This is a genomic window from Prevotella sp. AM23-5 (assembly GCF_003473645.1).
GTDB lineage: Bacteria > Bacteroidota > Bacteroidia > Bacteroidales > Bacteroidaceae > Prevotella > Prevotella copri_A.
The window spans coordinates 43,558-68,017 of record NZ_QUCG01000001.1; the positions used below are offsets into that span (position 1 = coordinate 43,558).

At 45.4% G+C, this 24,460-nt stretch carries 20 protein-coding genes, 2 tRNA genes and 1 pseudogene; 10 read left to right on the forward strand and 13 right to left on the reverse strand.

Features of this window, described 5'->3' with window-relative positions; genetic code table 11:
* Nucleotides 1-9 precede the first annotated feature (9 nt).
* Nucleotides 10-3,873, reverse strand: coding sequence for a DUF4922 domain-containing protein (locus DW657_RS00180; RefSeq protein ID WP_118310961.1), 3,864 nt, complete (start codon nt 3,871-3,873; stop codon nt 10-12).
* Nucleotides 3,874-3,953: 80 nt separating this feature from the next.
* Here DW657_RS00180 and rlmN point away from each other — a divergent pair, with 80 nt between their 5' ends.
* From rlmN to DW657_RS00225, 9 genes and pseudogenes are all read left to right on the forward strand, one after another.
* The gene (gene rlmN, locus DW657_RS00185; RefSeq protein WP_117662725.1) at nt 3,954-5,024 is read left to right on the forward strand and encodes a 23S rRNA (adenine(2503)-C(2))-methyltransferase RlmN; all 1,071 of its coding nucleotides are present in this window, start codon (nt 3,954-3,956) and stop codon (nt 5,022-5,024) included.
* Between the two features lie 13 nt (nt 5,025-5,037).
* A complete protein-coding gene (locus DW657_RS00190) occupies nt 5,038-5,985 on the forward strand; it encodes a DUF4837 family protein (RefSeq protein ID WP_158577294.1) in 948 nt (315 codons plus the stop codon).
* A 6-nt stretch (nt 5,986-5,991) separates the two neighbouring features.
* Nucleotides 5,992-7,080: pseudogene (locus DW657_RS00195) on the forward strand (PdxA family protein); the annotation flags it as partial.
* Between the two features lie 482 nt (nt 7,081-7,562).
* Entirely contained in the window at nt 7,563-8,894 is a 1,332-nt protein-coding gene (locus DW657_RS00200; RefSeq protein WP_118310964.1) for a sigma-54-dependent Fis family transcriptional regulator, read from the forward strand.
* 39 nt (nt 8,895-8,933) lie between these two features.
* Nucleotides 8,934-9,455, forward strand: coding sequence for an LptE family protein (gene lptE / locus DW657_RS00205; RefSeq protein ID WP_187360457.1), 522 nt, complete (start codon nt 8,934-8,936; stop codon nt 9,453-9,455).
* A 34-nt stretch (nt 9,456-9,489) separates the two neighbouring features.
* The gene (locus DW657_RS00210) at nt 9,490-10,260 is read left to right on the forward strand and encodes a tetratricopeptide repeat protein (RefSeq protein ID WP_118310965.1); all 771 of its coding nucleotides are present in this window, start codon (nt 9,490-9,492) and stop codon (nt 10,258-10,260) included.
* 66 nt (nt 10,261-10,326) lie between these two features.
* A complete protein-coding gene (secG, locus tag DW657_RS00215) occupies nt 10,327-10,722 on the forward strand; it encodes a preprotein translocase subunit SecG (RefSeq protein WP_089544238.1) in 396 nt (131 codons plus the stop codon).
* Nucleotides 10,723-10,799: 77 nt separating this feature from the next.
* Nucleotides 10,800-10,875 (forward strand) — tRNA-His (locus DW657_RS00220).
* A gap of 32 nt (nt 10,876-10,907) precedes the next feature.
* Nucleotides 10,908-10,983, forward strand: a tRNA-His gene (locus DW657_RS00225).
* A gap of 165 nt (nt 10,984-11,148) precedes the next feature.
* Here the strand turns inward: DW657_RS00225 and DW657_RS00230 are convergent.
* The 6 genes from DW657_RS00230 to DW657_RS00255 form a co-directional block, all read right to left on the reverse strand.
* Nucleotides 11,149-11,721 (reverse strand): L-threonylcarbamoyladenylate synthase, encoded by a 573-nt coding sequence (locus DW657_RS00230; protein WP_117662714.1) that lies wholly within the window; start codon nt 11,719-11,721, stop codon nt 11,149-11,151.
* 44 nt (nt 11,722-11,765) lie between these two features.
* The gene (gene fmt, locus DW657_RS00235) at nt 11,766-12,779 is read right to left on the reverse strand and encodes a methionyl-tRNA formyltransferase (RefSeq protein WP_118311033.1); all 1,014 of its coding nucleotides are present in this window, start codon (nt 12,777-12,779) and stop codon (nt 11,766-11,768) included.
* Between the two features lie 20 nt (nt 12,780-12,799).
* Complete coding sequence (locus tag DW657_RS00240; RefSeq protein ID WP_117662782.1) at nt 12,800-14,605, reverse strand: chloride channel protein; 1,806 nt, start codon at nt 14,603-14,605, stop codon at nt 12,800-12,802.
* Between the two features lie 15 nt (nt 14,606-14,620).
* Nucleotides 14,621-16,207 (reverse strand): peptide chain release factor 3, encoded by a 1,587-nt coding sequence (locus tag DW657_RS00245; RefSeq protein ID WP_118310966.1) that lies wholly within the window; start codon nt 16,205-16,207, stop codon nt 14,621-14,623.
* Nucleotides 16,208-16,291: 84 nt separating this feature from the next.
* On the reverse strand, nt 16,292-16,846 hold the full coding sequence (locus DW657_RS00250; protein WP_117662710.1) for a DUF4924 family protein: 555 nt from the start codon (nt 16,844-16,846) through the stop codon (nt 16,292-16,294).
* A gap of 3 nt (nt 16,847-16,849) precedes the next feature.
* A complete protein-coding gene (locus tag DW657_RS00255; protein WP_118310967.1) occupies nt 16,850-17,527 on the reverse strand; it encodes a LysE family translocator in 678 nt (225 codons plus the stop codon).
* A 178-nt stretch (nt 17,528-17,705) separates the two neighbouring features.
* Between DW657_RS00255 and DW657_RS00260 the strand changes: the two genes are divergently transcribed.
* Nucleotides 17,706-18,683, forward strand: a complete 978-nt coding sequence (locus tag DW657_RS00260; RefSeq protein WP_089544243.1) for an ROK family protein — start codon at nt 17,706-17,708, stop codon at nt 18,681-18,683.
* Nucleotides 18,684-18,833: 150 nt separating this feature from the next.
* On the opposite strand, the gene DW657_RS00265 is transcribed toward DW657_RS00260, so the two are convergent.
* The 6 genes from DW657_RS00265 to trpC all read right to left on the reverse strand — a co-directional run bounded on the left by DW657_RS00265 (nt 18,834) and on the right by trpC (nt 24,458).
* Nucleotides 18,834-19,397 (reverse strand): aminodeoxychorismate/anthranilate synthase component II, encoded by a 564-nt coding sequence (locus DW657_RS00265; RefSeq protein ID WP_117662709.1) that lies wholly within the window; start codon nt 19,395-19,397, stop codon nt 18,834-18,836.
* 75 nt (nt 19,398-19,472) lie between these two features.
* The gene (locus tag DW657_RS00270) at nt 19,473-20,954 is read right to left on the reverse strand and encodes an anthranilate synthase component I family protein (protein ID WP_118310968.1); all 1,482 of its coding nucleotides are present in this window, start codon (nt 20,952-20,954) and stop codon (nt 19,473-19,475) included.
* A 47-nt stretch (nt 20,955-21,001) separates the two neighbouring features.
* Nucleotides 21,002-22,201 carry a tryptophan synthase subunit beta gene (trpB, locus tag DW657_RS00275; protein ID WP_118310969.1) on the reverse strand — a complete coding sequence of 400 codons (1,200 nt, stop codon included), beginning with the start codon at nt 22,199-22,201 and terminating at the stop codon, nt 21,002-21,004.
* A 26-nt stretch (nt 22,202-22,227) separates the two neighbouring features.
* Entirely contained in the window at nt 22,228-23,004 is a 777-nt protein-coding gene (gene trpA / locus DW657_RS00280; protein WP_118310970.1) for a tryptophan synthase subunit alpha, read from the reverse strand.
* 10 nt (nt 23,005-23,014) lie between these two features.
* Nucleotides 23,015-23,644, reverse strand: a complete 630-nt coding sequence (locus DW657_RS00285) for a phosphoribosylanthranilate isomerase (RefSeq protein ID WP_118310971.1) — start codon at nt 23,642-23,644, stop codon at nt 23,015-23,017.
* Nucleotides 23,645-23,648: 4 nt separating this feature from the next.
* Nucleotides 23,649-24,458: an indole-3-glycerol phosphate synthase TrpC gene (gene trpC / locus DW657_RS00290; protein ID WP_118310972.1), complete on the reverse strand. Its 810-nt coding sequence runs from the start codon at nt 24,456-24,458 to the stop codon at nt 23,649-23,651.
* Nucleotides 24,459-24,460: the final 2 nt, after the last annotated feature.

Consider the following 24,460-nt stretch of genomic DNA (forward strand, 5'->3'; position numbering starts at 1 on the left):
TTTACATCACTATTTATAGAGTTTCTTGATTTCAGCACCCTGATAATAGTGCAGGAGGATGGCATCATACAGATAACCTTCCTCTCCCATCACAGCAGCACCAATCTGACAGAGACCTACTCCATGGCCCCATCCTGCACCGATGAGTTCGAAACGCTGAGGTACTCCCTGCTCATCTTCATCCTGTTTATCTACCACAAAAGCAGAACTTAAAAGATGAGAATCGCTGAGCGCACGTCGGATTTCGAGTTCCTTACCGATGGTGAAGGTCTTCTCGGTACCGATAATCTGGAGTTTGCTGATTCTTCCACTCTTACCACGCTCCACGGCCTTCAGGTCGAGGATGGCACCAAAGTCCATCTTCAGTTTGTCAGCGATAAGCTGCTGGAGTTTCTCCTGAGTGAGCGTTACCTTCCAGCGATAGAAATCGGCAGTCTCCTGGTCATAGTCATTCAATACCTGCGAAAGAATCTTCTTGTCTGTCGTATTGCAGAAAGCAGGTGGGTTCGAGCGAATCCACTTCTCAGCCTCTTCCTCGCTGGTAAGATCAGGCATAACCTTTGCATCCTCTACACCCAAGGCAATATCCCTTACGGCTGTGAGATAATTCTTCGGCGTATTCTCCCAGCAATACTGGAACTCTTCGGTAATACCGCCACAACACTTCGAGAATCTGGCATCACAAATCTCATCACCATCCAGCAGAACCTGTCCTCTGGTGAGTCTTACCGCCTCTGCCACATGTGGTGAGGTCTCCTTCGTAATACCCTGATAACGCTGACAGTGGTCATCGGCACAAACATCGAAAAGAGTATGATCTTCGCGATCGTACCAACGGATGAGCATATCCTCCTTCTTCACGAAAGAGAAGAAATTGTTGCCACTCTCCGCCACCTCTCTGCGATGCTGCATCTGAGCCAAAAGCCAAGAACGGGAAATCACGGCGTGCGCCTTCAGGAGTTCGAGACTGGATGTGGCACTCATCTCACTGCTGATGACACTCTCCAGATATTTTTCTACAGGCAGCTCATTAATGGCTAAAATCTTATCAGATTCTACCAGGAATCTCAGCGTACCCAGGAAAGTCTGGGTTTCCTTGCGTTCCCAATGGAAGTTTACACCGATGGTTACATCACTCAAGGAGAAAGAGGCATTCGAGCTCTGCGGATGGAAAGTCAGTGAACTATACTGATTTCCGTTCCAAAGCACGCCACCTTCAGAGAATTCCACCTCCTGCTCACCAATCACGATTTCTCCCTTGGCAAGATAAGGTTTGTTGAGTATGAAATGAACCTTCTGCGCACTCACGATTCCAACAGTTACTTCCGGCTCCTTACCATTATTATATAAGGCAGAAGCTCCGACAGCAGCCTTAGCCTCCTTTGCCGCCTTCAGCTTGTTAACGATAGTCTCTACCTTCTCTGGACTGATGCCACATTCCTGCAAGATAGCAGTAGCCTTTTCATCGGTGAGTTTACGGAAATCTTCCTCACGAGGAGTAATGATGAGTCCGCTCATATCGAGTGCTCCCGGCGAAACCATCACCTGTGCATCCCCTTCAGCAAAGTAAGCATCTGGTCGATGTTTCTCTCTTGGGATAACCACAGTGATGAATTCTTCACACTTACGCCAGGCAACGATGTTCATCATTGGCTCTTTCTCGTCGCCACGATGAGGCAAAGCCTTGTAAAGTCGGCGGAAGAGGGTTTCATCACTCTCTTCACTCTTCGAGATGATAACAAAGGCTGGCACGATGAAATCGCGAACCAATGCAATCTTCTCATCATCATTCAGCGAGATGATATCGGTAAGATTGCGGGAAAGACGCTGCCAGTTTGCCTGCAAAGGAAGAAGTCCGCTAGAACCAGCCTGGAAATGCAGGTGGTCTGGAGCAGAAGCTCCACACTTCGGACCATTATAGAATACCATCAAGTCGCTGTGCAAACTCAGGAATCTATGCATCTCACCATAGTTCTTATAAATGAGCTGATACTGGTGTTTGCGTGCCGGGATCGTGAAATGGATTGGCAAGATAGGGAACGGATTCACCAACAGCTGGAACTTATCGTCTATCTGCTGCACCATCTGTTCTTCCGGACGATTGGCAGCACAGAGGAAGCAAGGGCGCTCGCTCAATGCCTTCTTGTCGATTTTGGCTCCCGTGCTAACCATACGAGCCGGATTCCACTGCAACTTCACAAACTCAGAGAGTGTCCTGGTCTCTACGTGCTTGAGGTCGCGATAACGATGGCGTGCCTCCCCCCATTGCTCCAACTGTCGATTGAAGAATCGGGAAATACTGCTATCTTCCATGATATCAGCCTTTCCCAACAGCATCTGCTGACGTGCCTTCAACTCCATGGTGCGCAAACGGTCTTTATAAAGATTATTGGCGTTCACCTTTTCTATACTAAGGGCAGCATCAGAGTTTCCTCCCCAGCGACGACAGAGGTAGAGTTCCTCATAGATTCTGCCGATGCGGTAGCGGCGAGAGAAAGCCAAGCCCATCGCATAGTCCTCGCCATAGCTGGTATTAGGAAACGGTATCTGTCTTGCCAACGGGGTAAAGAAAGCACGAGGAGCGCCTAATCCGTTGATGCGCAAGGCATTGTTGCATCCATTCTCCTCGGTCCACTCCTTATGGTCGATAAGTCCAGGAGGAAGGGTCTGCAGATCGAAGTTGCACATACGATAAGAACCCACAATCATCGCAGCCTTCTGCTGATGGAAAGCATCTACTATCTTCTGCAGTGTATCGGTAGAAGAATAGAGGTCATCGCTATCGAGCTGAACGGCAAACTTTCCGCAAAACTCGCTAGAGATGGCCAGATTCCAGCATCCACCTATTCCAAGGTCTTTGCTTGCAGGTTGGAGCAGGAAGAGACGCGGACTATCAGCTATTTTCTGCACGATTTCACCGGTACGATCGGTAGAATGATTATCTACGACGATGACATTGAACTTGAAATTGGTCTTCTGGCTCATTGCACTAAGCACTGCGTCTGCGATGGTCTTCTCTCTATTGAAAACCGGGATGATGACAGATGCCTCATATTCAAAGTCCTGCTCATCAAAATTCGGCTGACGATAGTAACAGGTATCAATCAGAGCGCCCAATTTGCCAAGATGCTGGGTACAAGCCTTTTCCATTTCTATCTGCACCTCCCTATTACGAGGATTCACATAGTCGAACTGCTTCTCACCGCTCTTGCGATTGTCTCTCTCAGTCTCGGTATAGAGATACTCATTGATATGGAAGATTTCTCCTACTCGACTCAGATAAAGTCTCAGGTCGTAGAGACCTGCATAGAGGTATTCCTGACGATCGCGCTGAGCTACATAATCACGGAGAGCCTGTGCCTTGATGAGCCAGAGGCTTCCAAAATCGAAATCATCACGGAGTGAACCCTGCTGATAATCGATTACCGGATGCTTTTCCAACTTAGAAACTCTCAGTGATTTCTCCTGCTCAGAAGCATCTTCACCCAATGAAGCCTGGAACTTGGCTGTTTCCTCCTCATCCAACACCTTCGTATAATGGTCGGAGTAAACCATCACAGCTCCCGTGTCATCAGCCACACGGAGAAAACGCTCCAATGCGAGATTGCCCCATTGGATATCTGTATTTTTGGTACAGATCAACACATAGTCGGCATCGGTGTTCTCAGCGATGCTCTCTACTGTGTTAGAACTCTCAAGGCGGTCAACGGCAATGAAGGTGCAACCTTCCGGCACCGGATGCTGGGCAGCGAAGTCAGCGCTCACCAGGAGGTTGATATGCTGTACTGTTTTGTCTTCGTGAAGATCTATGGTCGTAAATCTAGCTTCCTGTAGGTCGTCACAAGGCAAGAAAAGATCTATTTTTTCTCTCATTTTCACCTTATTTTAGCTTATTATATTAAAATATGTGGCAAAGATACGAATTTTTCAGCAAAAAAGCGTATCTTTGCAGTATGAATAATGAAAAAAAATATCTTTTAGGTCTTACACTTGCTGAATTGAAGCAGGTGGCTAAGGATCTCGGCATGCCTGCCTTCACCGGCGGGCAGATGGCGAAGTGGCTCTATGAGCAGCACGTAAAGAGCATTGATGAGATGACCAACATCTCGAAAGCCAACCGTGCCAAGCTCGCTGCCGAATACGAAATAGGATGCGCAGAATTCTCTGACGCACAATACTCTGTGGATGGTACCATCAAGTACCTCTTCCCTACCCGAAGCGGCAAATTCGTAGAAACGGTCTATATCCCGGATAAAGACCGTGCCACCCTCTGCGTTTCATCACAGGTGGGCTGTAAAATGAACTGCCTCTTCTGCCAGACAGGAAAGCAGGGATTCGAGGGTAGCTTACCTGCCGGCGACATCCTGAACCAGATTTACTCGCTGCCTGAGGTGGACAAGCTCACCAACATCGTATTCATGGGACAGGGCGAGCCGATGGACAATCTCGACAATGTGCTTCGTGCCACTGAAATTCTCACCGCCGATTACGGTTGGGCATGGAGTCCGAAACGAATCACTGTAAGTTCTGTGGGCGTGAAGAATAAGCTGAAGCGATTCCTGGAAGAGAGCGAATGCCATGTGGCAATTTCAATGCACGACCCGATACCATCAGAACGTGCAGAACTGATGCCTGCTGAACGCGGAATGAGTATAGAACAGGTGGTAGAGCTTCTGAAGAACTACGATTTCTCTCATCAGCGCCGCCTGAGTTTCGAGTACATCGTATTCAAGGGAGTGAACGACAGTATGCAGCATGCCAAGGCCATCATCAAACTGGTGAAGGGGCTTGATTGCCGTTTCAATCTCATCCGCTTCCATCAGATTCCCGACATCCCATTGCAGGGTGTGAACGATGAGAAGATGGAGCAGTTCCGTGATTACCTCACTTCCCATGGTGTTTTCACCACTATCCGTGCCAGCCGCGGCCAGGACATCTATGCAGCCTGCGGTCTGCTCAGCACCTCGAAAAAGATCGGAGAAATCCGACATCATGAGGATGAGAAGCAGAAAGAGGAGATGTAGAGAGAATAACATAATGGTGAGAAAAACGATAACGTTTCTTTTCCCGTTCTATCTTATATTCGTTCTCCTGACAAGTTGCGATATAACAGGTAAGAACAGGAAAAAGCCAGCCAGCACGGGACAACCTTACGAGGTGGTACTCGAGGGTGATACCGACAGCATCGTAACCAAGATGCTGACGGAGGATGTGACAGGACTGCCCCAACCCGAACCACTCTGCCGACTGATTCAGGTGAAAAAGGGCAAGACACAAGGCAGCTATCTGCTCGTCAGAACCCGAATCATCGTGAATATCGGAGAGCGGGATTTCTCCGTCAGGCTGAGCCACGACGAAAATGCTGCACCGCAGAATATCATCCGCATTACAGCCCGCTCGACACAGCAGTTGCTGGAAAAGCTCAATGGCGAAAAACTCCGCCAAATCGTGAATGAAGTAGAGTTGAAACATCTGGCAGATATCATCTCCTGCAACCCCAGCAAACAAAACAAGGAGATGCAGGACGAAATCAAGAAGATGTTTGGAATTGACATGAAGATTCCGGTCTCGATGAACGCCAGCAAAAAAGCAAAAGACTTCATCTGGATCTCGAATAATGCAAGTACGGGAATGCAAAACCTGCTCGTGTTTAAAGTGAAGAGTGAAGAACGAAGAATGAAGAATTCAAATGCAGCTTATGCAAATGATAAGGCTCTGATTGACAGCATTCTTCGAACCAACATGCTCGGCGAAACCGACAGCATGTATATGGAGATTCCAGTTCTTTCAGAAAGAGGGCTCTGGGAGATGAAGGGGGATGCCATGGGAGGACCTTATGTCATGCATCGCATTCATAAGTCAACAAGCCAAGCAGAAATTCAGCAAGGCTACGACCTCTACATCATCGGCTTCGTCTATGCTCCCGAAATGAAAAAGAAAATATTAATCAAGCAGCTCGAAGCTGCGATTTCTACTATAAAATAAGTATTAATGGACAACAAGAAAATCAGGGTGGCTATCACCCACGGAGATACCAATGGTATCGGATATGAACTCATTTTTAAGGCATTCAGTGAGCCAGAGATGTTGGAGTTTTGCACCCCAATCATCTATGGTTCACCTAAAGTGGCAGCTTATTATCGCAAGGCGATGAATCTGCCAGCCCAGTTCTCTATCATCCAGAAAGCAGAAGATGCAGAAGATGGACGTATCAACCTCCTCGCAGCCGTAGATGAAGAGGTTAAGGTAGATATGGGACTTCCTACTGATGAATCAGGAGCTGCAGCCATCAAAGCACTCGACCGTGCTATGACCGACTATCGCAACAATCTCTATGATGTCTTGATTACAGCACCAGTAAGCAGTCAGAACGTCAAAATAGAAGGATATACCTTCAAGGGACACAAGGAGTACATCGAAACATGCATCGGCGACCGCAACAGTTCCCTGAGCATCCTCATCGGAGACGACCTCCGTATCGCAGCTATCACAGAAAAGACACCTTTGGCTCAAGTAGCTGGTGCAATCAGTCAGGAAAGTATCGTGAGCAAGACAACATTGCTCTGGCAGACATTGAAGCGCGACTTCCTCATCACCAATCCACGTATCGCCGTTCTAGCCCTGAATCCTAGCATCAACGAGGAACAGAGTTGCGGCAAAGAGGAACGCGAAATCATCATCCCGGCTATCGACCACCTTGCAGACAAGGGAATCCAGGCGTTTGGTCCTTACCCTGCAGACGAATTCTTCGGCAGCGGTTACTTCAGCGAATTCGATGGAATCATGGCAATGTACTACGATCAGGCTACCGTGCCATTCCATGCTCTCTACAACGAGGATGGCGTGCTCTACACTGCAGGCTTGCCACTTATCCATACCGCAGCCAACACTACTCCTTGCTACTTCATGGCAGGCTGCAACGAGGCAGACCCAACATCTTTCCGCCATGCTATCTTCACGGCACTCGATGCATTCCGCCATCGCGAAACAAGCGACGAGGTGGGTACAAACCCGCTGCCAAAACTCTATCACGAGAAGCGAGACGAAAGTGAAAAGGTTCGCTTCTCTATCCCTAAGAAGCATGCTCCATCTCCATTCCCTTCCAAGAACGGAAAACAGGGAGCACCAAAAAACAACGAGCAGAAGGAGGCACAGAACAATGCTCCAAGAAACAACGAGCAGAAGGAGGCGCAGAACAATGCTCCAAGAAACAACGAGCAGAAGGAGGCACAGAACAATGAGCAGAAGAACAATAATCAGAAAGCTCAACAGCCTAACAAGCAGAAGGCTGCACAGGCTGCTGCAGCTCTCTCAGCTGTTCTCTCTGCAGTTCAGGCTGGTCAGAAGCCAGCTTCTAAAGAGTAAAAAACAAGGCGAAATTAGCTGCTGGAACTTGTATGTTTCCGGCAGCAATATCAGCCTGATACGTGACTAGAAATTAAGGAAAAAGAGCAGAAAGATAGGCGAAAAAGTTAAAAATCACCTATTTTCTGCTCTCTATAACCTATTTTTGGACGAAAAAAGCAGATAATTCAAAAAAAATATGTAATTTTGGCAGCTAAATGGATAATTCCGAACTTCAAAAGATAAAACAACGATACAATATCGTCGGAAACAGCGACGGATTGAATCGTGCTCTCGATGTTGCCTTACAGGTGGCACCGACAGACCTTTCCGTGCTCATCATCGGAGAAAGCGGAGTGGGTAAGGAAATCATTCCAAGAGTCATCCACGACAATTCTCCACGAAGAAGAGAGAAATACTTCGCCATCAACTGCGGCAGCATCCCAGAGGGAACTATCGACAGCGAACTCTTCGGACACGAAAAGGGTTCCTTCACTGGAGCCATCGGTGAAAGCGAAGGCTACTTCGGAATAGCCAACAAGGGAACCATCTTCCTCGACGAGGTAGGAGAACTCCCTATTCAGACCCAAGCCCGACTGCTTCGTGTGCTGGAAACTGGTGAATATATTCGAGTAGGAGGCACAGAAATCCGAAAGACCAATGTTCGTATCGTAGCTGCCACCAATGTGAATATGCGCAAGGCTGTGAGCGAAGGAAGATTCCGTGAGGATCTCTACTATCGTCTCAATACGATTCCTATCCAGATGCCTCCTTTGCGCGAACGTGGCGGTGACATACTTTTGCTCTTCCGTCTCTTTGCCATGCAAATGGCTGAGAAATACCACTTGCCGAAAATCTCGCTTTCGGAAGATGCCAAGCAACTAATGTTGAAATACAAGTGGCCAGGAAACGTAAGACAGCTCAAGAATATCACAGAGCAGATGTCGGTACTCTCAAAAGAAAGAGAAATCGGACTGGATGCACTTCTCCAATTCATCCCAAAAGATGAGGAGAGTACACAGCTGGCCCCGATTCCCCAACAGAGTGGAGGGCAGCACAGCTATGAAAGCGAACGAGAAATTCTCTATAAGATTCTGTACGAATTGAGAGGAAACGTAAGCGACTTGAGACGCGAAATGAACTCGTTGAGAAAACAACTTGATGAAGCACGCGGACTGAACGGTGCCCAAGGGTTCTCTCAATCACAACCGATAGACAATAGCATCATACCCGCAAACTATCCAATAGATGTGACACCATCTCGTACGTCGGATATCATACAGTCTCACTCGGAGATGCTGAACTCTCATCCAGACCTGATACATTCCCGACCAGAAGCTCAGGAAGTAGAGGCAGAGGAAATCAAGGACTTCGACAACGAAGAGATGAGCGAGAACGAATCGCTTAACCTCAGCAAACTAGGCAGGCAGATGATAGAAAAAGCATTGGAGAGAAACAATGGCAATAGAAAAAAAGCAGCCGACGAATTGGGAATCTCCGACCGCACCCTCTATCGAAGAATCAAGAAATACGGGCTCGGAAATGATTAATGACTCATTGCTGGGAAAGACAATAATAAAGAAAAAAAAATGAAGCACTTACGCGCGTACCTATATATAATAGGCATCATATTGGTAATGGGAGCTACTGCTGCCTGCTCCGTAAGCTACAAGTTTAACGGAGCCAGCATTGACTATACCAAGACCAAGACCATCCAGTTGGCCGACTTCCCTATCCGAAGCTCGTATGTTTGGGGACCAATGGGTCCGATGTTCAACAATGAGCTGAAAGACAAGTTTGCCAGCAACACTCAGCTGCGCCAGGTTTCCCGAAACGGAGATTTGAAGATTGAGGGAGAAATCACCCAATACTCACAGCGTAACAAGTCGGTGAGTGCAGAGGGATATTCTGCACAGACCGAATTGAGCATTACAGTGAACGTCCGCTTCACCAATACCAAAAACCACAACGAGGACTTCGAGCGACAGTTTACCTCCGCCAAGACCTACGATACCACTCAGAGCCTGGCTTCAGTGCAGGAAGAGCTGGTTACCCAGATGGTAAAGGATTTGGTTGATCAGATATTCAATGCAACTGTAGCTAACTGGTAAAAAATTCAATGTTCAAAGAAAAAAGCAAAACATCGTGGAATTAAATAGATTAATACAACATCCTGAGGAAATGGACCGAGAGACGCTCTACGACCTACGTGCGCTCTTGGCTCTTTATCCGTACTATCAGACGGCTCGCCTGCTGATGTTGAAAAATCTATACCTGCTCCACGACCCCAGCTTCGATGAAGAACTTCGCCGAGCAGCCATCTATATCTCCGACCGCAAAGTCATCTTCCAGATGATAGAGGCAGCTCACTATCAGCTCAAGCGTACCCAGAATAAGCCACAAGGTATGGGCATTCTTGATGCCAAGAAGAAAGAAGATCGCACCAGCAGCCTCATCGACCACTTCCTCGACTCCATCCCTACCGATGCTGAGGAAAACGAGAAGAAGAAAGAGAAACGCAAACCTACACCAGCAGATGCAGCAGTAGATTACGTATCATATCTGATGGAGACAGAGACAGAACAGAAGATGGAGCAACCATCCCGTACAATCAGTCTCATCGATGACTTCATCGAAGAAGGTGGTTTTAACCTGGAAAAGATTAACGGCACAGAGGAATCTGAACCAAAATCATCAGCAGACACAGAGCCTGCAGAAGCAACACCTCATAATGAGTCTAGCGATAATGGCGGAATCTTTACAGAAACCCTTGCTAGAATCTACATCAAGCAGGGAAAGTATGAGAGAGCCTATCAGATCATCGATCGCCTGCATAAGCAGCACCCACAAAAGAGTGCCTATTATGTAGATCAACTCAGGTTTCTGGAGAAGCTGATGCTGAATGCTAAGAAATAATATGCTCTGCAAAGGGATAAAAAATAAATAAAATAATAATAATAAAACTAGTTTTAAAATTAAAAAATGGCTTACACATTATTTGTAGTATTAATCGTCCTGGTTTCAATCCTGATGGTTCTCATCGTGTTGATCCAGGAGTCAAAGGGAGGTGGATTGGCATCTAACTTCTCTTCAACCAATTCCATCATGGGTGTACGCAAGACTACCGACATCGTAGAAAAGATTACATGGGGTCTCGCAGCTCTTATGGTAGTAATCAGCGTTGCTTGCGCATACGTTGCTCCGCAGGCAACAGGCGAAAATAGCGTTATGGAGGGTGCAACTCAGGAGCAGACTGCTCTTCCAGCCATGCCAGGCGCTAGCAAGGATGCAGCAGCAGGTGCTCAGAAAGCGGCTCCTGCAGCAGGTGCAGATGCTCAAAAGGCAGCTCCAGTAGTGCCAAATGGCCCTGCTAAATAAAAAAATAGAAAAAAGGTACGAAAAAATTTGGTGGAATCATTTTTTTTTCGTACCTTTGCACCCGCTTACGAGAAAATGGTGGACGTAGTTCAGTTGGTTAGAGCGTCAGATTGTGGTTCTGAATGTCGTGGGTTCGAGTCCCACCTTCCACCCAACTTTTCCGGATAAGCAAAACATACCAATATGGTGGACGTAGTTCAGTTGGTTAGAGCGTCAGATTGTGGTTCTGAATGTCGTGGGTTCGAGTCCCACCTTCCACCCAGGATAAACCCTGCAAGATTTATTTCTTGCAGGGTTTCTTGTTATATTATCATATTAATTCTTGCTATATGATATATCTACAGTTAAGGTATAGACTACTAAAAAGCCTGCTAAGAGAAAAAACTCCTAGCAGGCTTGTTTATATACAGCAATCAATATAAATGATTATCTGATAACCTTTACCTCGCCGTTCTTAGCTATCTTAACAATACTTGAAGGCTGATGAGGCTTATGCTCCTGACGACGGGTCCAGCACACGTAATCTACCGCATTCAGAATCTCTTCTGAAATATCACGATAGTTCTGAGCTGCAGGCTCGCCACTTACATTGGCACTTGTACTTACGATAGGCTTCTGGAAACGATAGCAAAGCTGCTTGCTGAACTCCTCGTAAGTAACTCGCATAGCCAAACTTCCATCTTCTGCTACAAGATTATTAGCCACACCGTTCGCATCATCCAAGATGATGGTAGTAGGCTTAACAGGCATAGCCGCATCAATGAAATCCCAAGCCACCTGAGGCACATTACGGAAATAACGAGCCATACGATCTGCCGAGTCAATGAGGCAGATAAGCGCCTTAGAATCATCGCGCTTCTTAATCTCATATACTTTCTTCACAGCCTCAGGATTAGTAGCATCACAACCGATTCCCCAAACTGTATCTGTAGGATAGAGAATCACTCCACCCTTACGCATGCATTCTACTGCATTCTTAATATCCTCTTCTCTAGTCATTTTCTTAACTGTTTGAAAATTGAACCCTGAAATTTAAATCTAAATTACCGTAATCCAGCATCAGAATCTGGTGCTTTCTGACATTCGTAATATGCAATATCCTTCATTCCATTGAGGAAGGCAGAAGCTTCCATACGCTTTTTACCTGCAAGCTGCAACTCATAGATATTGAGCCAATGGTCGATACAAGCTATCTGCAAATGTCCGTCTTCTATTCTGAAACATCCTACAGGTGCCATACCTCGCGAGTCTTCGCTAACTGTAGTCTTGAAAATCTTAAGCACCTGCTCTTTCACAGCATCTTTCTTCTTGATGTTGGTCCAGGCACCCGGATATGGTGAGAGACCACGTATGAAATCGTGTACCTGTTTAGCAGGCTTGTGGAAATCAATACAGCAAGTATCCTTGAAAATTTTAGGAGCAGACTTGAGCTCTACACCTTCACCGATAAATTCTTCCTGAGCAATGCTCGAAATATTACCATCTGATGCAATCAGCTGATCGATGGTTTCCAATGCAATTTCAGCACCCAAATGCATCAATCCATCATATACATACTCTACATTCGCCTCGTCAGGAATAGGGAAACGCTTCTGCATAATGATGCGACCTGTATCTATATCATGATCGAGGAAGAAGGTAGTAACACCCGTCTCTGTCTCACCATTGATAACAGCCCAATTGATAGGAGCTGCACCGCGGTACTGTGGCAACAAGGCAGCGTGAACATTAAAGGTACCAAACTTTGGCATTGCCCATACAACCTCTGGCAACATCCGGAATGCCACCACTACCTGCAAGTCTGCCTGATAACTCTTAAGTTGTTCCAGGAAATCGGGATCCTTCATCTTCACAGGCTGAAGCACTGGCAGTCCATGCTCCACAGCATACAGCTTCACCTGAGAAGGCTGCAAAGTGTCCTGATGTCTGCCCACAGGCTTATCAGGCTGCGTAACCACAGCCACCACATTGTAGCCGCCCTCTACAAGGCGCTTGAGGGATTCCACAGCAAACTCTGGGGTTCCCATAAATATGATTCTTAAATCTTTCTTTGTCATACTGTTCATTATTAATATTATTACTCTGCAGATATATCTGCCACAATGTGTCGATATACTTCATACACCTTGGTACGACTGATATAGCCCTTCAACACACCATTTATATCTACTACTGGCAACTGTGCGGCATCAGTCTTATCAAACTTCTGCATCACCTCATCCATCCTCTCGTTCTCACTAATTACGGCAGAAGGCTGCAACATAAGCTGTTTTACCTTGAAATGCTTATAGAGTTCGGTTCGGAATATGATATGACGAATCTTAGTAATATCGATAACTCCCAGCAAGACACCCGCTTCATCAAGCACAGGCAAGAAGTTATTATTACTTCGACTAATCTCGCTCACCAGTTTTTCCATCGGCAAATCTTCCTTGATTGGATGATAATCCTTCTCAACCAAGCTCTGCATACTCATCAGAGTGAGCGCTGCACGATCAATATGATGCGTGAGAAGTTTGCCCTCTCTAGCCAAACGCAAGGCATAGATACTATGGCTCTCAAAGATACTGATGGTAAGGAGCGAAGATATGCACACAATCATAAGTGGCATAAAAAGCTGATAACCACCTGTAAGTTCGGCGATAAGGAAAATACCGGTAAGTGGAGCATGCATCACGCCCGTTATCAGTCCTGCCATTCCCATCAAGGTGAAATTCTGCTCGGGTACATAAACACCTACCTCGTAAACATTCCAGAGTCTGGCAAAGAAGAAACCTGCAAATCCACCGATGATAAGCGAAGGAGCAAAGGTTCCACCACATCCTCCACTACCATTGGTAGCCGAAGTGGCAAAAACCTTGGTAAAGGTCACCAAGCCGATATAGAGAATCAACAGATTCTGATGACCTGAAAAAAGAGAACGGTTCATCACCTGCCCCCACTCTGCCTCATTCTGTCCCTTAAGAAGCACATTTACTGCCGAATATCCCTCTCCATAAAGAGAAGGAAGAAGGAAAATGAGCGAACTGAGAATGAGTCCACCAAAAACCAACTTACAATAAGGATGATTCTTCATCTTGGCAAAAAGCCCCTCACACCATGACATCGTGCGCATAAAGTAAAGACTCATCAAACCACAGAAGATACCCAACAAGATACATGCAGGCGTACGATTCAACTCCCATGGATTGGTAAGAGTAAAATCGAAAAGCGAACTGTCACCCATAAAGATATAGGTAAAACAGGTAGCAGTGACACAACTGATAAGGATTGGCAGAAGTGAAGCCATACTAAGATCAACCATCAGTACCTCGAGAGTGAAGACAAGTCCTGCGATTGGAGCCTTGAAGACTCCTGCAATAGCAGCACTGGCTCCACAGCCCACCAGCAGAATCATGGTCTTCTTATCCATACGGAAAATCTGTCCCAGATTAGAACCGATGGCAGAACCGGTAAGTACAATAGGTGCCTCGGCTCCAACTGATCCACCGAAGCCAATGGTAATACCGGACGCAACCACCGAAGACCAGCAGTTATGCCCCTTGAGACGGGAATTTTTGGTCGAGATGGCGTAAAGCACACGGGTAATACCATGCGAAATATTGTCCCTCACCACATACTTGATAAAAAGTGAGGTAAGATAAATACCAATGATAGGGAAAAGCAGGAAGAGCAGATTATAACTGCTCTGCTGGAACCCGGAAGTAAGCAGCAACTGTATTTCGTGCACGATACCATGCAGGAAGAAACCTGCTACAGAAGCGAGCAAACCTATCACAAAAGCAAGGATAAGGGTCATCTGGCGGTCGGAAATATGTTCCTTCTGCCAAACAACGAATCTTTCTATCCTGCCTTGTTTGTATTCTGATAACTCTTCATCCATCATTCTTTTGTTATTTTAAAATTCCGATGTAAAGTGGAATTTGATATGTTCGAAGTCTTGCTGAGCCATACTCAACACATAGCCAGAATCAGCGAGGAACACATCGCGGCCCTCAATATCCTTTGCCATATACTGGTACTTACGCTTCTTGAAGTTCTCCAATTCCTTCTCATCGTCAGCCTCAATCCAACATGCCTTATGCAAATGAACAGGCTCCCAACGACACTTGGCATTGTACTCGTTCTCCAAGCGATACTGGATAACCTCGAACTGCAACTGACCAACAGTACCCACGATGCGACGACCATTGAACTGGTTGATGAACAACTGTGCCACACCCTCGTTCATCAACTGCTCCAAACCCTTCTGGAACTGCTTGCTCTTCATTGGGTCATCGTTCTCGATGTACTTGAAGAGAAGTGGAGAGAACGATGGCAATCCACGGAAGTGAATCTTCTCGCCCTCAGTCAGAGTATCACCAATCTTGAAGATGCCGTTGTCTGGCAAACCAACGATATCGCCAGGATAGGCCTCATCGATGGTACTCTTACGCTGCGCCATAAACTGGGTAGGTGAAGAGAAACGTACGGTCTTGTCGAGACGTACATGGTAGTAAGGCTGGTTGCGCACAAACTTACCAGAACAAATCTTGCAGAATGCAATACATGAACGGTGGTTAGGGTCGATATTTGCAGTAATCTTGAAGATAAAACCAGTAAACTTAGGCTCCTCCGGTTCCACCATACGCTCCTCTGCCTTTGTTGGCTTTGGTGATGGAGCAATCTGCACGAAGCAATCCAAGAGTTCCTGCACACCGAAGTTGTTCAAGGCTGAACCAAAGAATACCGGTGCCACTTCTGCTGAACGATAGGTCTCCACATCGAATTTCGGATAAACACCATCCACCAATTCCAGTTCTTCGCGCAACTGATTTGCCTCTCGCTCACCTACTCGCTCATCAAGTTCCTTAGACTGAATATCTACCTCAACCTTCTCAGTAACACGTTGTTTATTAGGTGTAAAAAGATTGAGCTGATGCTCATAAATATTGTAAACTCCCTTGAAGCGAGCACCCTGACCGATAGGCCAAGACAAAGGGCGAACAGAAATCTTCAACTCTTCCTCCAACTCATCAAGAACATCGAATGGGTCACGACCCTCACGGTCCATCTTATTGATAAAGATGATTACAGGAGTATTGCGCATACGGCACACCTCCATCAGTTTACGGGTCTGTGCCTCAACACCTTTAGCAGAATCGACCACGATGATAGCAGAGTCCACTGCAGTGAGAGTACGATAAGTATCCTCGCAGAAATCCTGGTGACCCGGAGTATCAAGAATGTTTACCTTATAAGGTTCTCCACTCTGTCCGTCAGGCAGATAGTCGAACTCCATCACAGAAGTTGATACGGAAATACCACGCTGCTTCTCGATATCCATCCAGTCAGAAGTAGCAGTCTTACGAATCTTATTATTTTTAACGGCACCAGCCACCTGAATCTGTCCACCGAAGAGCAGGAACTTCTCGGTCAATGTTGTCTTACCAGCATCAGGGTGCGAAATGATGGCAAACGTTCTTCTTCTTTCAATCTCTTTCATCAATAATATATATTATAATATGTATATCCTAAAAAAATAAATACTACTCTCTAATTACGAAAAAACACTTGTTACGCCAGCAGATTACATATCGTCATCTTCAAACTTCAAGCCTTCAGTACGATCCTTGATATAATAATCACTGAGCAATCCAACGAAGATTGAGATTTCCTTGATAGCTTTCTCTGTTTCAGGGGTAATCTCCTTCTTTTGCAATCTGAGCATCATTACTCCGTAAAGTGCATCAAGACAGGTCTCAACCTCATTAATATCCTTATCACCACGATTGCGCAACTCTACAATAAAAGGCAACACCTTGTAATACTCAGCATTGTAAATAGGGAACTTCGAACTCTGAAGAAGTCTGCCGTGCAGATCGATGACATCCTGCAACAACACTCTATTAATGTCAAGATGCCCGCTCTCACGCTTACCTTCTTCATTCATCATACGAATGAGATTTCCAAACCAATCGAGTTCCTCGTCTTTCTGCTCAGGAGTGAAATCGAACCGTTCGATATAGTTTTTCTTAATCACCGGCAGCGAGCATCCGTAGGCACGGATGATATCCTCTATCTGCCACATATATAAAAGGTATTCTGCAATACTTTCTTTTCTTAATTTCTGTGCTACAAACATAACTTAAAATTCTGGTAAATGATAAAGATTAAACATCGTTCCAAAAAGAGCGATGATCGAGAAAATAATCACGATACTTCCTATCACCTTATTGATGATAAGGATTCCATTAGTATCAAACTTACCTCTGATCTTATCGACGAGCCAAGTGAGTCCAAACCACCACAACAAGGCACCAAACATAATGCTCAGATATCCCATACCCATCTCTAGCGGCATATCCGGAACCACAAAGGCAAACTGTGCAAAGGTAGCCATAAAGAGAAACACGATGAGCGGATTACTCAAGGTAACCAGGAAAGCCGTAATTCCATTATGCCATAAAGTACCCTGCTTATTGCTCGACTTATGCATATTCTTCATCGGATCGCTCTTGAAACAATAGATTCCGAACACCAGCAGCAATACACTACCGAAAATCTGCAGGTAGAACTTGTTCTGCGCATTATTCACAAAGTCCATCACGAAACTCATACCTAGACCCGTGAAGAGTGCATATACGATATCACTGCACGCAGCACCAATGCCCGTGACGAACCCAAACCAGCGTCCCTTGTTGAGCGTACGCTGAATACAAAGAATGCCTACAGGCCCCATAGGGGCAGAGGCAATCACTCCGATGATAATTCCTTTGAATATAAAGTCAAGGATGTTTATCTCTATTGGAAATGCTAAACTCATTTTTCGTACATTATTCTATAACAGCGGGCAAAGTTACAAAAAAAAGGGCACATTTGCAATATTTTTGCCCAAAACTTCTAAAATTATACTTTTTTATACAAGAAAAAGTTGATATTTTCAAAAGGATTCATTATCTTTGCAGCATAAATAAACAATTCTAACTAATTTAAAAAGTAACATGACTGAAAATACATTAAAACCGTACGTTATTGGTTTAGACCTCGGCGGTACTAATTCTGTGTTCGGAATCGTTGATGCTCGTGGCGAAATCAAGGCAACAACAGCTATCAAAACTGGTGGTTATGATAAGGTAGATGACTATGTAAAGGCATCTGTAGAGGCACTCCAGCCAATCATCGAGACCGTAGGCGGTATCGAAAAGATCAAGGCAATGGGTATTGGTGCTCCTAATGGAAACTTCTATACGGGTGCTATCGAGTTTGCTCCAAACTTGGCTTGGGCTCACGATGGCGTTGTACCTTTGGCTGATATGTTCAGCAAAGCTCTCGGTATTCCTGTAGCTCTTACTAACGATGCCAACGCAGCTGCACTTGGAGAAATGACCTATGGTGCTGCTCGTGGAATGAAGAACTTCATTGATATTACCCTCGGTACAGGTGTAGGTTCTGGTATTGTCATCAATGGTCAGATGCTCTATGGAAGCGATGGTTTCGCAGGTGAGTTGGGTCATGTTATTATGGTTCCAGGCGAGGCTGGTCGTGTTTGCGGCTGCGGTAGAAGAGGCTGTTTGGAGACATATTGCTCTGCTACAGGTGTAGCTCGCACCGCACGTGAGTTCCTGGAGACAAGCGATGAGCCTTCTTTGCTCCGCGAGATGGATCCAGAGAAGATTACCTCTTACGATGTCAGCGTTGCTGCCAGCAAGGGTGATGCTCTGGCTAAGCGCATCTACGATTTCACAGGTAAGATGCTGGGTGAGGCTTGCGCTAACTTCGCAGCATTCTCAGCTCCTGAGGCATTCGTATTCTTCGGCGGTCTCACCAAGGCAGGTGACCTCTTGATGAAGCCTTTGAAGGAAGCTTACGACAAGAACGTGCTCAAGATTTACAAGGGCAAGGCTAAGTTCCTTGTTTCTACTCTTGATGGCAGTTCTGCAGCTGTACTTGGTGCAAGTGCTGTAGCTTGGGATTTATAATATTTGATTATATGTTCTCTTATTAGAGTTCATTATATAAAAAAGTAAAAAAGAGTTTGGTGTCCTTCAGGACATCAAACTCTTTTCTTTTAACAATCACCGCAATATCATACATTCAAGATGCAATGAAAAAGCTTTAGCCCCAAAGGACTAAAGCTCTAACCAATTCTGAATCATCTTTTTTCCATCAGGTGTCAGCACACTTTCAGGATGAAACTGAATGCCTCGAATATCATAATTCTTATGCTTGAGACCCATAATCTGACCATCATCACTTACAGCCGTAATATCCAGGCAATCAGGAAAACCACTTTTATCTACTACCCAGGAATGATATCTGCCAATCTCGATACGCTTAGGCAATCCTTCAAAAATAGGATCGTTACCAAACTGAGTACAAGGTGTAGCTACTCCATGATAAACCTCAGAGAGATTGGTTAGTTTAGCACCAAAAGCCTCACCAATAGCCTGATGACCTAGACAAACTCCCAGCATCGGTTTTCTGCCTGCATATTTTCTGATCACATCCATCAGAAGTCCAGCCTCCGAAGGAATACCTGGTCCTGGGCTCAATATGATCTTGTCGAAACGGTCAAGCTCCGACAACTGAAACTGATCGTTACGGAACACCGTCACTTCAGCATCCAACTCCTTTACCAAATGGGCAAGATTATAAGTAAAGGAGTCATAGTTATCTATGATTACTATTTTCATCTTATTAATGTTTAGAGTTTAATGTTTACTTGAAGCACATGAATTCTTCACTCTTCGTTCTTCATTTTTCACTACCTAAAGCTTCTCGGCAATATGAATTGCCTTAGTCAAAGCTCCCAGTTTATTATTACACTCTTCCAACTCATACTGGTCGTTACTCTTCGCCACAACTCCACTTCCAGCCTGGAACCAGAGTTCGCCATTACGGCTGATAAAGGTACGAATTACAATAGCCTGATTCAAATCGCCGTTCAGTCCTATGAATCCGATACATCCACCATAAGCACCACGATTGTGAGGCTCCAATTCTGAGATAATCTGCATCGCTCTCACCTTAGGCGCACCACTCAAGGTACCAGCAGGGAAAGTATCAATGAATTCCTTAATATGGTCAGCATTCTGATCCAATGTTCCGCTCACACGGCTCACCAGATGAATCACGTGACTATAAAACTGCATATCCTTATAAAAATCCACCTTCACATTGTGGCAGTTACGGCTCAAATCATTTCGTGCCAAATCCACAAGCATGACATGTTCTGCATTCTCCTTCGGGTCATTACGGAGAAATTCTGCAGCCTTTCTATCCTGTTCCATATCACCCGTTCGTCGGGTCGTTCCTGCAATAGGATCAATGAAAGCCTTCTCTCCTACAATACGATTATGAGTTTCAGGTGAAGAACCGAAGATACGGAAGCCACCAAAATCGAAATAGAAGAGATAAGGTGATGGATTGATGCTGCGCAAGGCACGGTAGAGCTTGAAGTCATCCCCTTCATAACGCTGCACAAATCTTCGGCTCACCACAATCTGGAACACATCGCCACGCATACAATGCTGGATACACTTGCGAATATTCGCCTTGTGCTCCTCATCAGTAAGAGTAGAGGTTGTTTCGCCTACCGGATGGAAATCATAAGGCTTCACATTTGCCTTGTTCACCGCCTTCATCAATGCATCCAACTCAGCATTGCCGATAGCCCTATTTGCCTCAAAAGCCTGATCATCATCAGCGGTTTCCTCTTCGCCATATCGTTCGCTCAAAGCGATAAGTTGCATCGTATTATTGAAATGATCGAACACGATGATGTCCTTATACATAATATAATAGATATCCGGCGCATCATTCTTTGCCATCGTGGTATCCTTTACAGGGATATTCTCGAAGTAGCGTACTGCATTAAAGGTCGTGAATCCATAAAGTCCACAGAAAATCTTCCCCTCTCCCTCTACATGAAAACTCTGGATGAACTCATTGAAAGCTTTCGAAATGGCGAGCTTACAATCTTCTCCCTTTCCTTCGCCAAAAGCTGGAAGTTGCTGTTTTTCAACACTGCCATCAGGATAAGTCTTGATAATCTCTCCATGACTCACGGCAATGCTAGCCAATGGATGTACACCTATGAAGGAACGGGAATTCTCAGAACCATGGTAGTCGCTACTCTCCATCAGAGCCGACTGGGGGTAAATATCTCTCAATCGCATATAAACTCCCACAGGCGTATAGAGGTCGGCGAGAATCGTGCGAGTTACTGTCGTATAATTAAACTTAGCCATTACTTCTCATTTCTAGTAAATCATTCCACATCATATTCTTTCAGGACTTAGAAATTTCCATATTCTCCAGCCATTTCCTTATGGCTCAAATAGGTTTCTACATCCTTGTCACCACGGCCAGAAACGGTCAAAACAACCACGTCGTCCTTCTTGAACTTCATTTTCTTCAAGGCAGCCACAGCATGTGCACTTTCAATGGCAGGTATGATACCCTCCATACGAGTCAGTTCATAACCGGCATAGATAGCCTCATCATCCTTGATGGCAAGTACATGACTTCTGCCTCTTGTTGACAAGTCTGCATGCATAGGTCCAATACCCGGATAATCCAAACCGGCACTGATGGTAAAGGCTTCCTCAATCTGTCCATCCTCTGTCTGCATCACAAGCGTACGGGCACCGTGAATGATTCCCTCTGTACCACAATGCATGGTTGCAGCCGTGTAATTGGTATCAATACCATGACCGGCAGCCTCAGCCAGATAGATCTGAACCCGTTCATCATCGATATAATGATAGATGGTGCCTGCAGCATTGCTACCGCCACCAACACAAGCGATGAGGTAATCAGGATAATCGCGGCCAATCTTCTCTTCCAACTGCCATTTCAGCTCCTCACTGATTACGCTCTGCATCTTTGCTACGATATCAGGATAAGGATGAGGTCCCATCGTAGAACCTACGATATAGAATGTATCCTGTGGATGACAGCACCAGTCACGGATAGCCTCTGAGCATGCATCACTCAAAGTCATATTGCCCGTACGGACAGGATTCACCTTGGCACCCAGCATCTTCATACGCTCCACATTGGTATGCTGGCGCTCCACATCGGTAGCACCCATAAAGATTTCACACTTCATATCCATCAAGGCACAGACGGTGGCAGTTGCAACACCATGCTGACCAGCACCGGTTTCTGCGATGATACGGGTTTTACCCATCTTCTTTGCCATCAGGATCTGACCGATGGTATTGTTAATCTTGTGCGCACCGGTATGATTCAGATCCTCACGCTTCAGATAGAGTTGGCATCCATACTTTTCGCTCATTCTCTTCGCAAAGTAAAGAGGTGAAGGACGGCCAACATAATCCTTCAGGAGCGCATAATACTCTTTTTTGAACTCCTCGCTCTCTATGATAGGCTTATAAGCCTCCTGAAGCTCAGTTACACACTTATATAAAATCTCAGGAACATAAGCTCCTCCGAATTTTCCAAAAAATCCTTTATCGTCAACTTGATACATCTTTCCTATAAAATTAAAAGGTTGAATTATTTTTTCAATGCTTCGAAAAGCAGGTCGAGTGCCTGGTCTGGATTGCCTACTTCATTGAGCAATGTCACAAACTTACTACCGATGATGGCACCTGCTGCGTTATCCTGTGCACTCGTAAGAGTCTGCTTGTTGCTGATCCCGAAACCAATCATACGAGGATTACGAAGATTCATAGCATTGATATGATTGAAATAAGCCAACTTAGCATCGCCGAAGCTACTCTGGGCGCCCGTAATGCTGGCAGAGCTGACCATATAGATAAAGCCGTCAGTATGTTCGTCGATGAATCGGATACGCTCCTCACTTGTCTCTGGGGTAATCATCATGATAACGCGGATATCATATTTGTCAGCAATAGGCTTTACCACTTTCAGATAATCATCAAATGGAAGATCAGGAATGATAGTTCCACTCACACCACTCTCTACACAACTCTGGAAGAATTTCTCAATTCCGTAGTGCATGATAGGATTCAGATAGCCCATCAGCACAAGTGGCAACTGCACTTCATTCTTGATGGCCTTCAACTGAGCGAAGAGCTTCTTTACGGTCATTCCATTCTTCAAAGCCTTAGTACCAGCACTTTGAATGACAGGTCCATCTGCCAGAGGATCACTGAACGGGATTCCTACCTCTATCATATCTATTCCCTTGCGCTCCATCGCCTTAATCACATCACCCGTTTCTTCGAGGGTTGGGCAACCTGCGCAGAAATACAAGCTCAAAAGCTTGCGGTCTTTATTGTTTGCAAACAATGCATTTATCTTATTCATAATACTCTTTTTAAATTTCTTTGTTTTCTATATTTTCAAGAAATGTATTCAACTTCTCCACATCCTTTAAGCCCGGCTTCAACTCGAATTTCGAATTCAGATCGATTCCGATACACTTTGGATGATGGAAGTTCCTGACTCTCTCTACATCCTCCGGCCCTATTCCACCACTCAAGATGAATGGAACATCGCCATCGTAATTCTCCAAAACCTGCCAATCAAACTGCTGACCACTTCCACCTACCGTTTTACACTTGGTATCGAAAAGGAAATAATCAACAGCGCCTACGTATTCCTTATATTTCTGGATATCCCCGGCTGTGGAAACGCTGATAGCCTTGATAACTTTCAACAAGCCATTCTGCTTATGAAGCAGTTCACAGAGTTCGCGGCTCTCATTTCCATGCAACTGCACGGCATTCAAATCAAACAGATGAATCTTATCAGAAATCAATCCAGCAGATTCATTGACAAAGACACCCACTCTGCAAACATTCTTATCTGCAGCCGTTCGATCCACAGATTGAGAAGCGAATCTCGGTGATTTGGGGTAGAAGATGAATCCCATCATATCCACCCCTAGCTGAGCCACCTTTTCTATATTCTCAGGCTCACACATTCCACAAACCTTTACTAACATCTGCCTATGATTTTAATTGATTGATAAATTGAGCGAGCGCCTCTCCAGGGTCAGCCTGTTTCATAAACTGCTCACCCATCAGGAACCCCCTGAATCCACCTTCTTCTCTTAATCTAAGAACAGTCTGGGGCTGGGAGATTCCACTCTCACTCACTCTGCATACATCCTTCGGAAGCATTTCGGACAGTCGGAAACTGTTTTCCACATCCGTCACAAAGGTTCCGAGGTTGCGGTTATTGATTCCGTACATATCCGGTTCCAACTCTGCATATTCGAAATCACGTTCGCCATGCATTTCCAAAAGAACCTCCAATCCCAGCTGATGAGCCATTCGCATCAGATTCTTGCATTCTTCCTTGGAAAGACAGGCAGCAATCAACAACACCGCCGAAGCTCCACAATATCGAGCCTGCAAGAGCTGATATTCATCTACCACGAAGTTCTTATATAATATAGGTAGAGTTACACCTACATGGCGAGCCTCCTGGATAAACTCATCATAGCCACCAAAGTAATCTATGTCTGTGAGGATACTCAGCGCCGTTGCCCCATTCTGCTGATAGCTTAGAGGAATGATACTGGCCTTTCCCTCTTCCTTGATCCATCCTTTGCTAGGAGATTTACGCTTGAACTCTGCGATGATTCCAGTCTCCGACTTCATCAACGCTTCCTTCATACTTCCACCCGGAACACATCCTTCATCCTCCTGCATCTTCTGCTCAGTGAGGGTAATCATCTGGCGGGGTTGGATAAAGCGTTTACGCTGTTCTATCTCGATTCTCTTGTGAGCGATGATTTCTTCTAAAATATCCATTT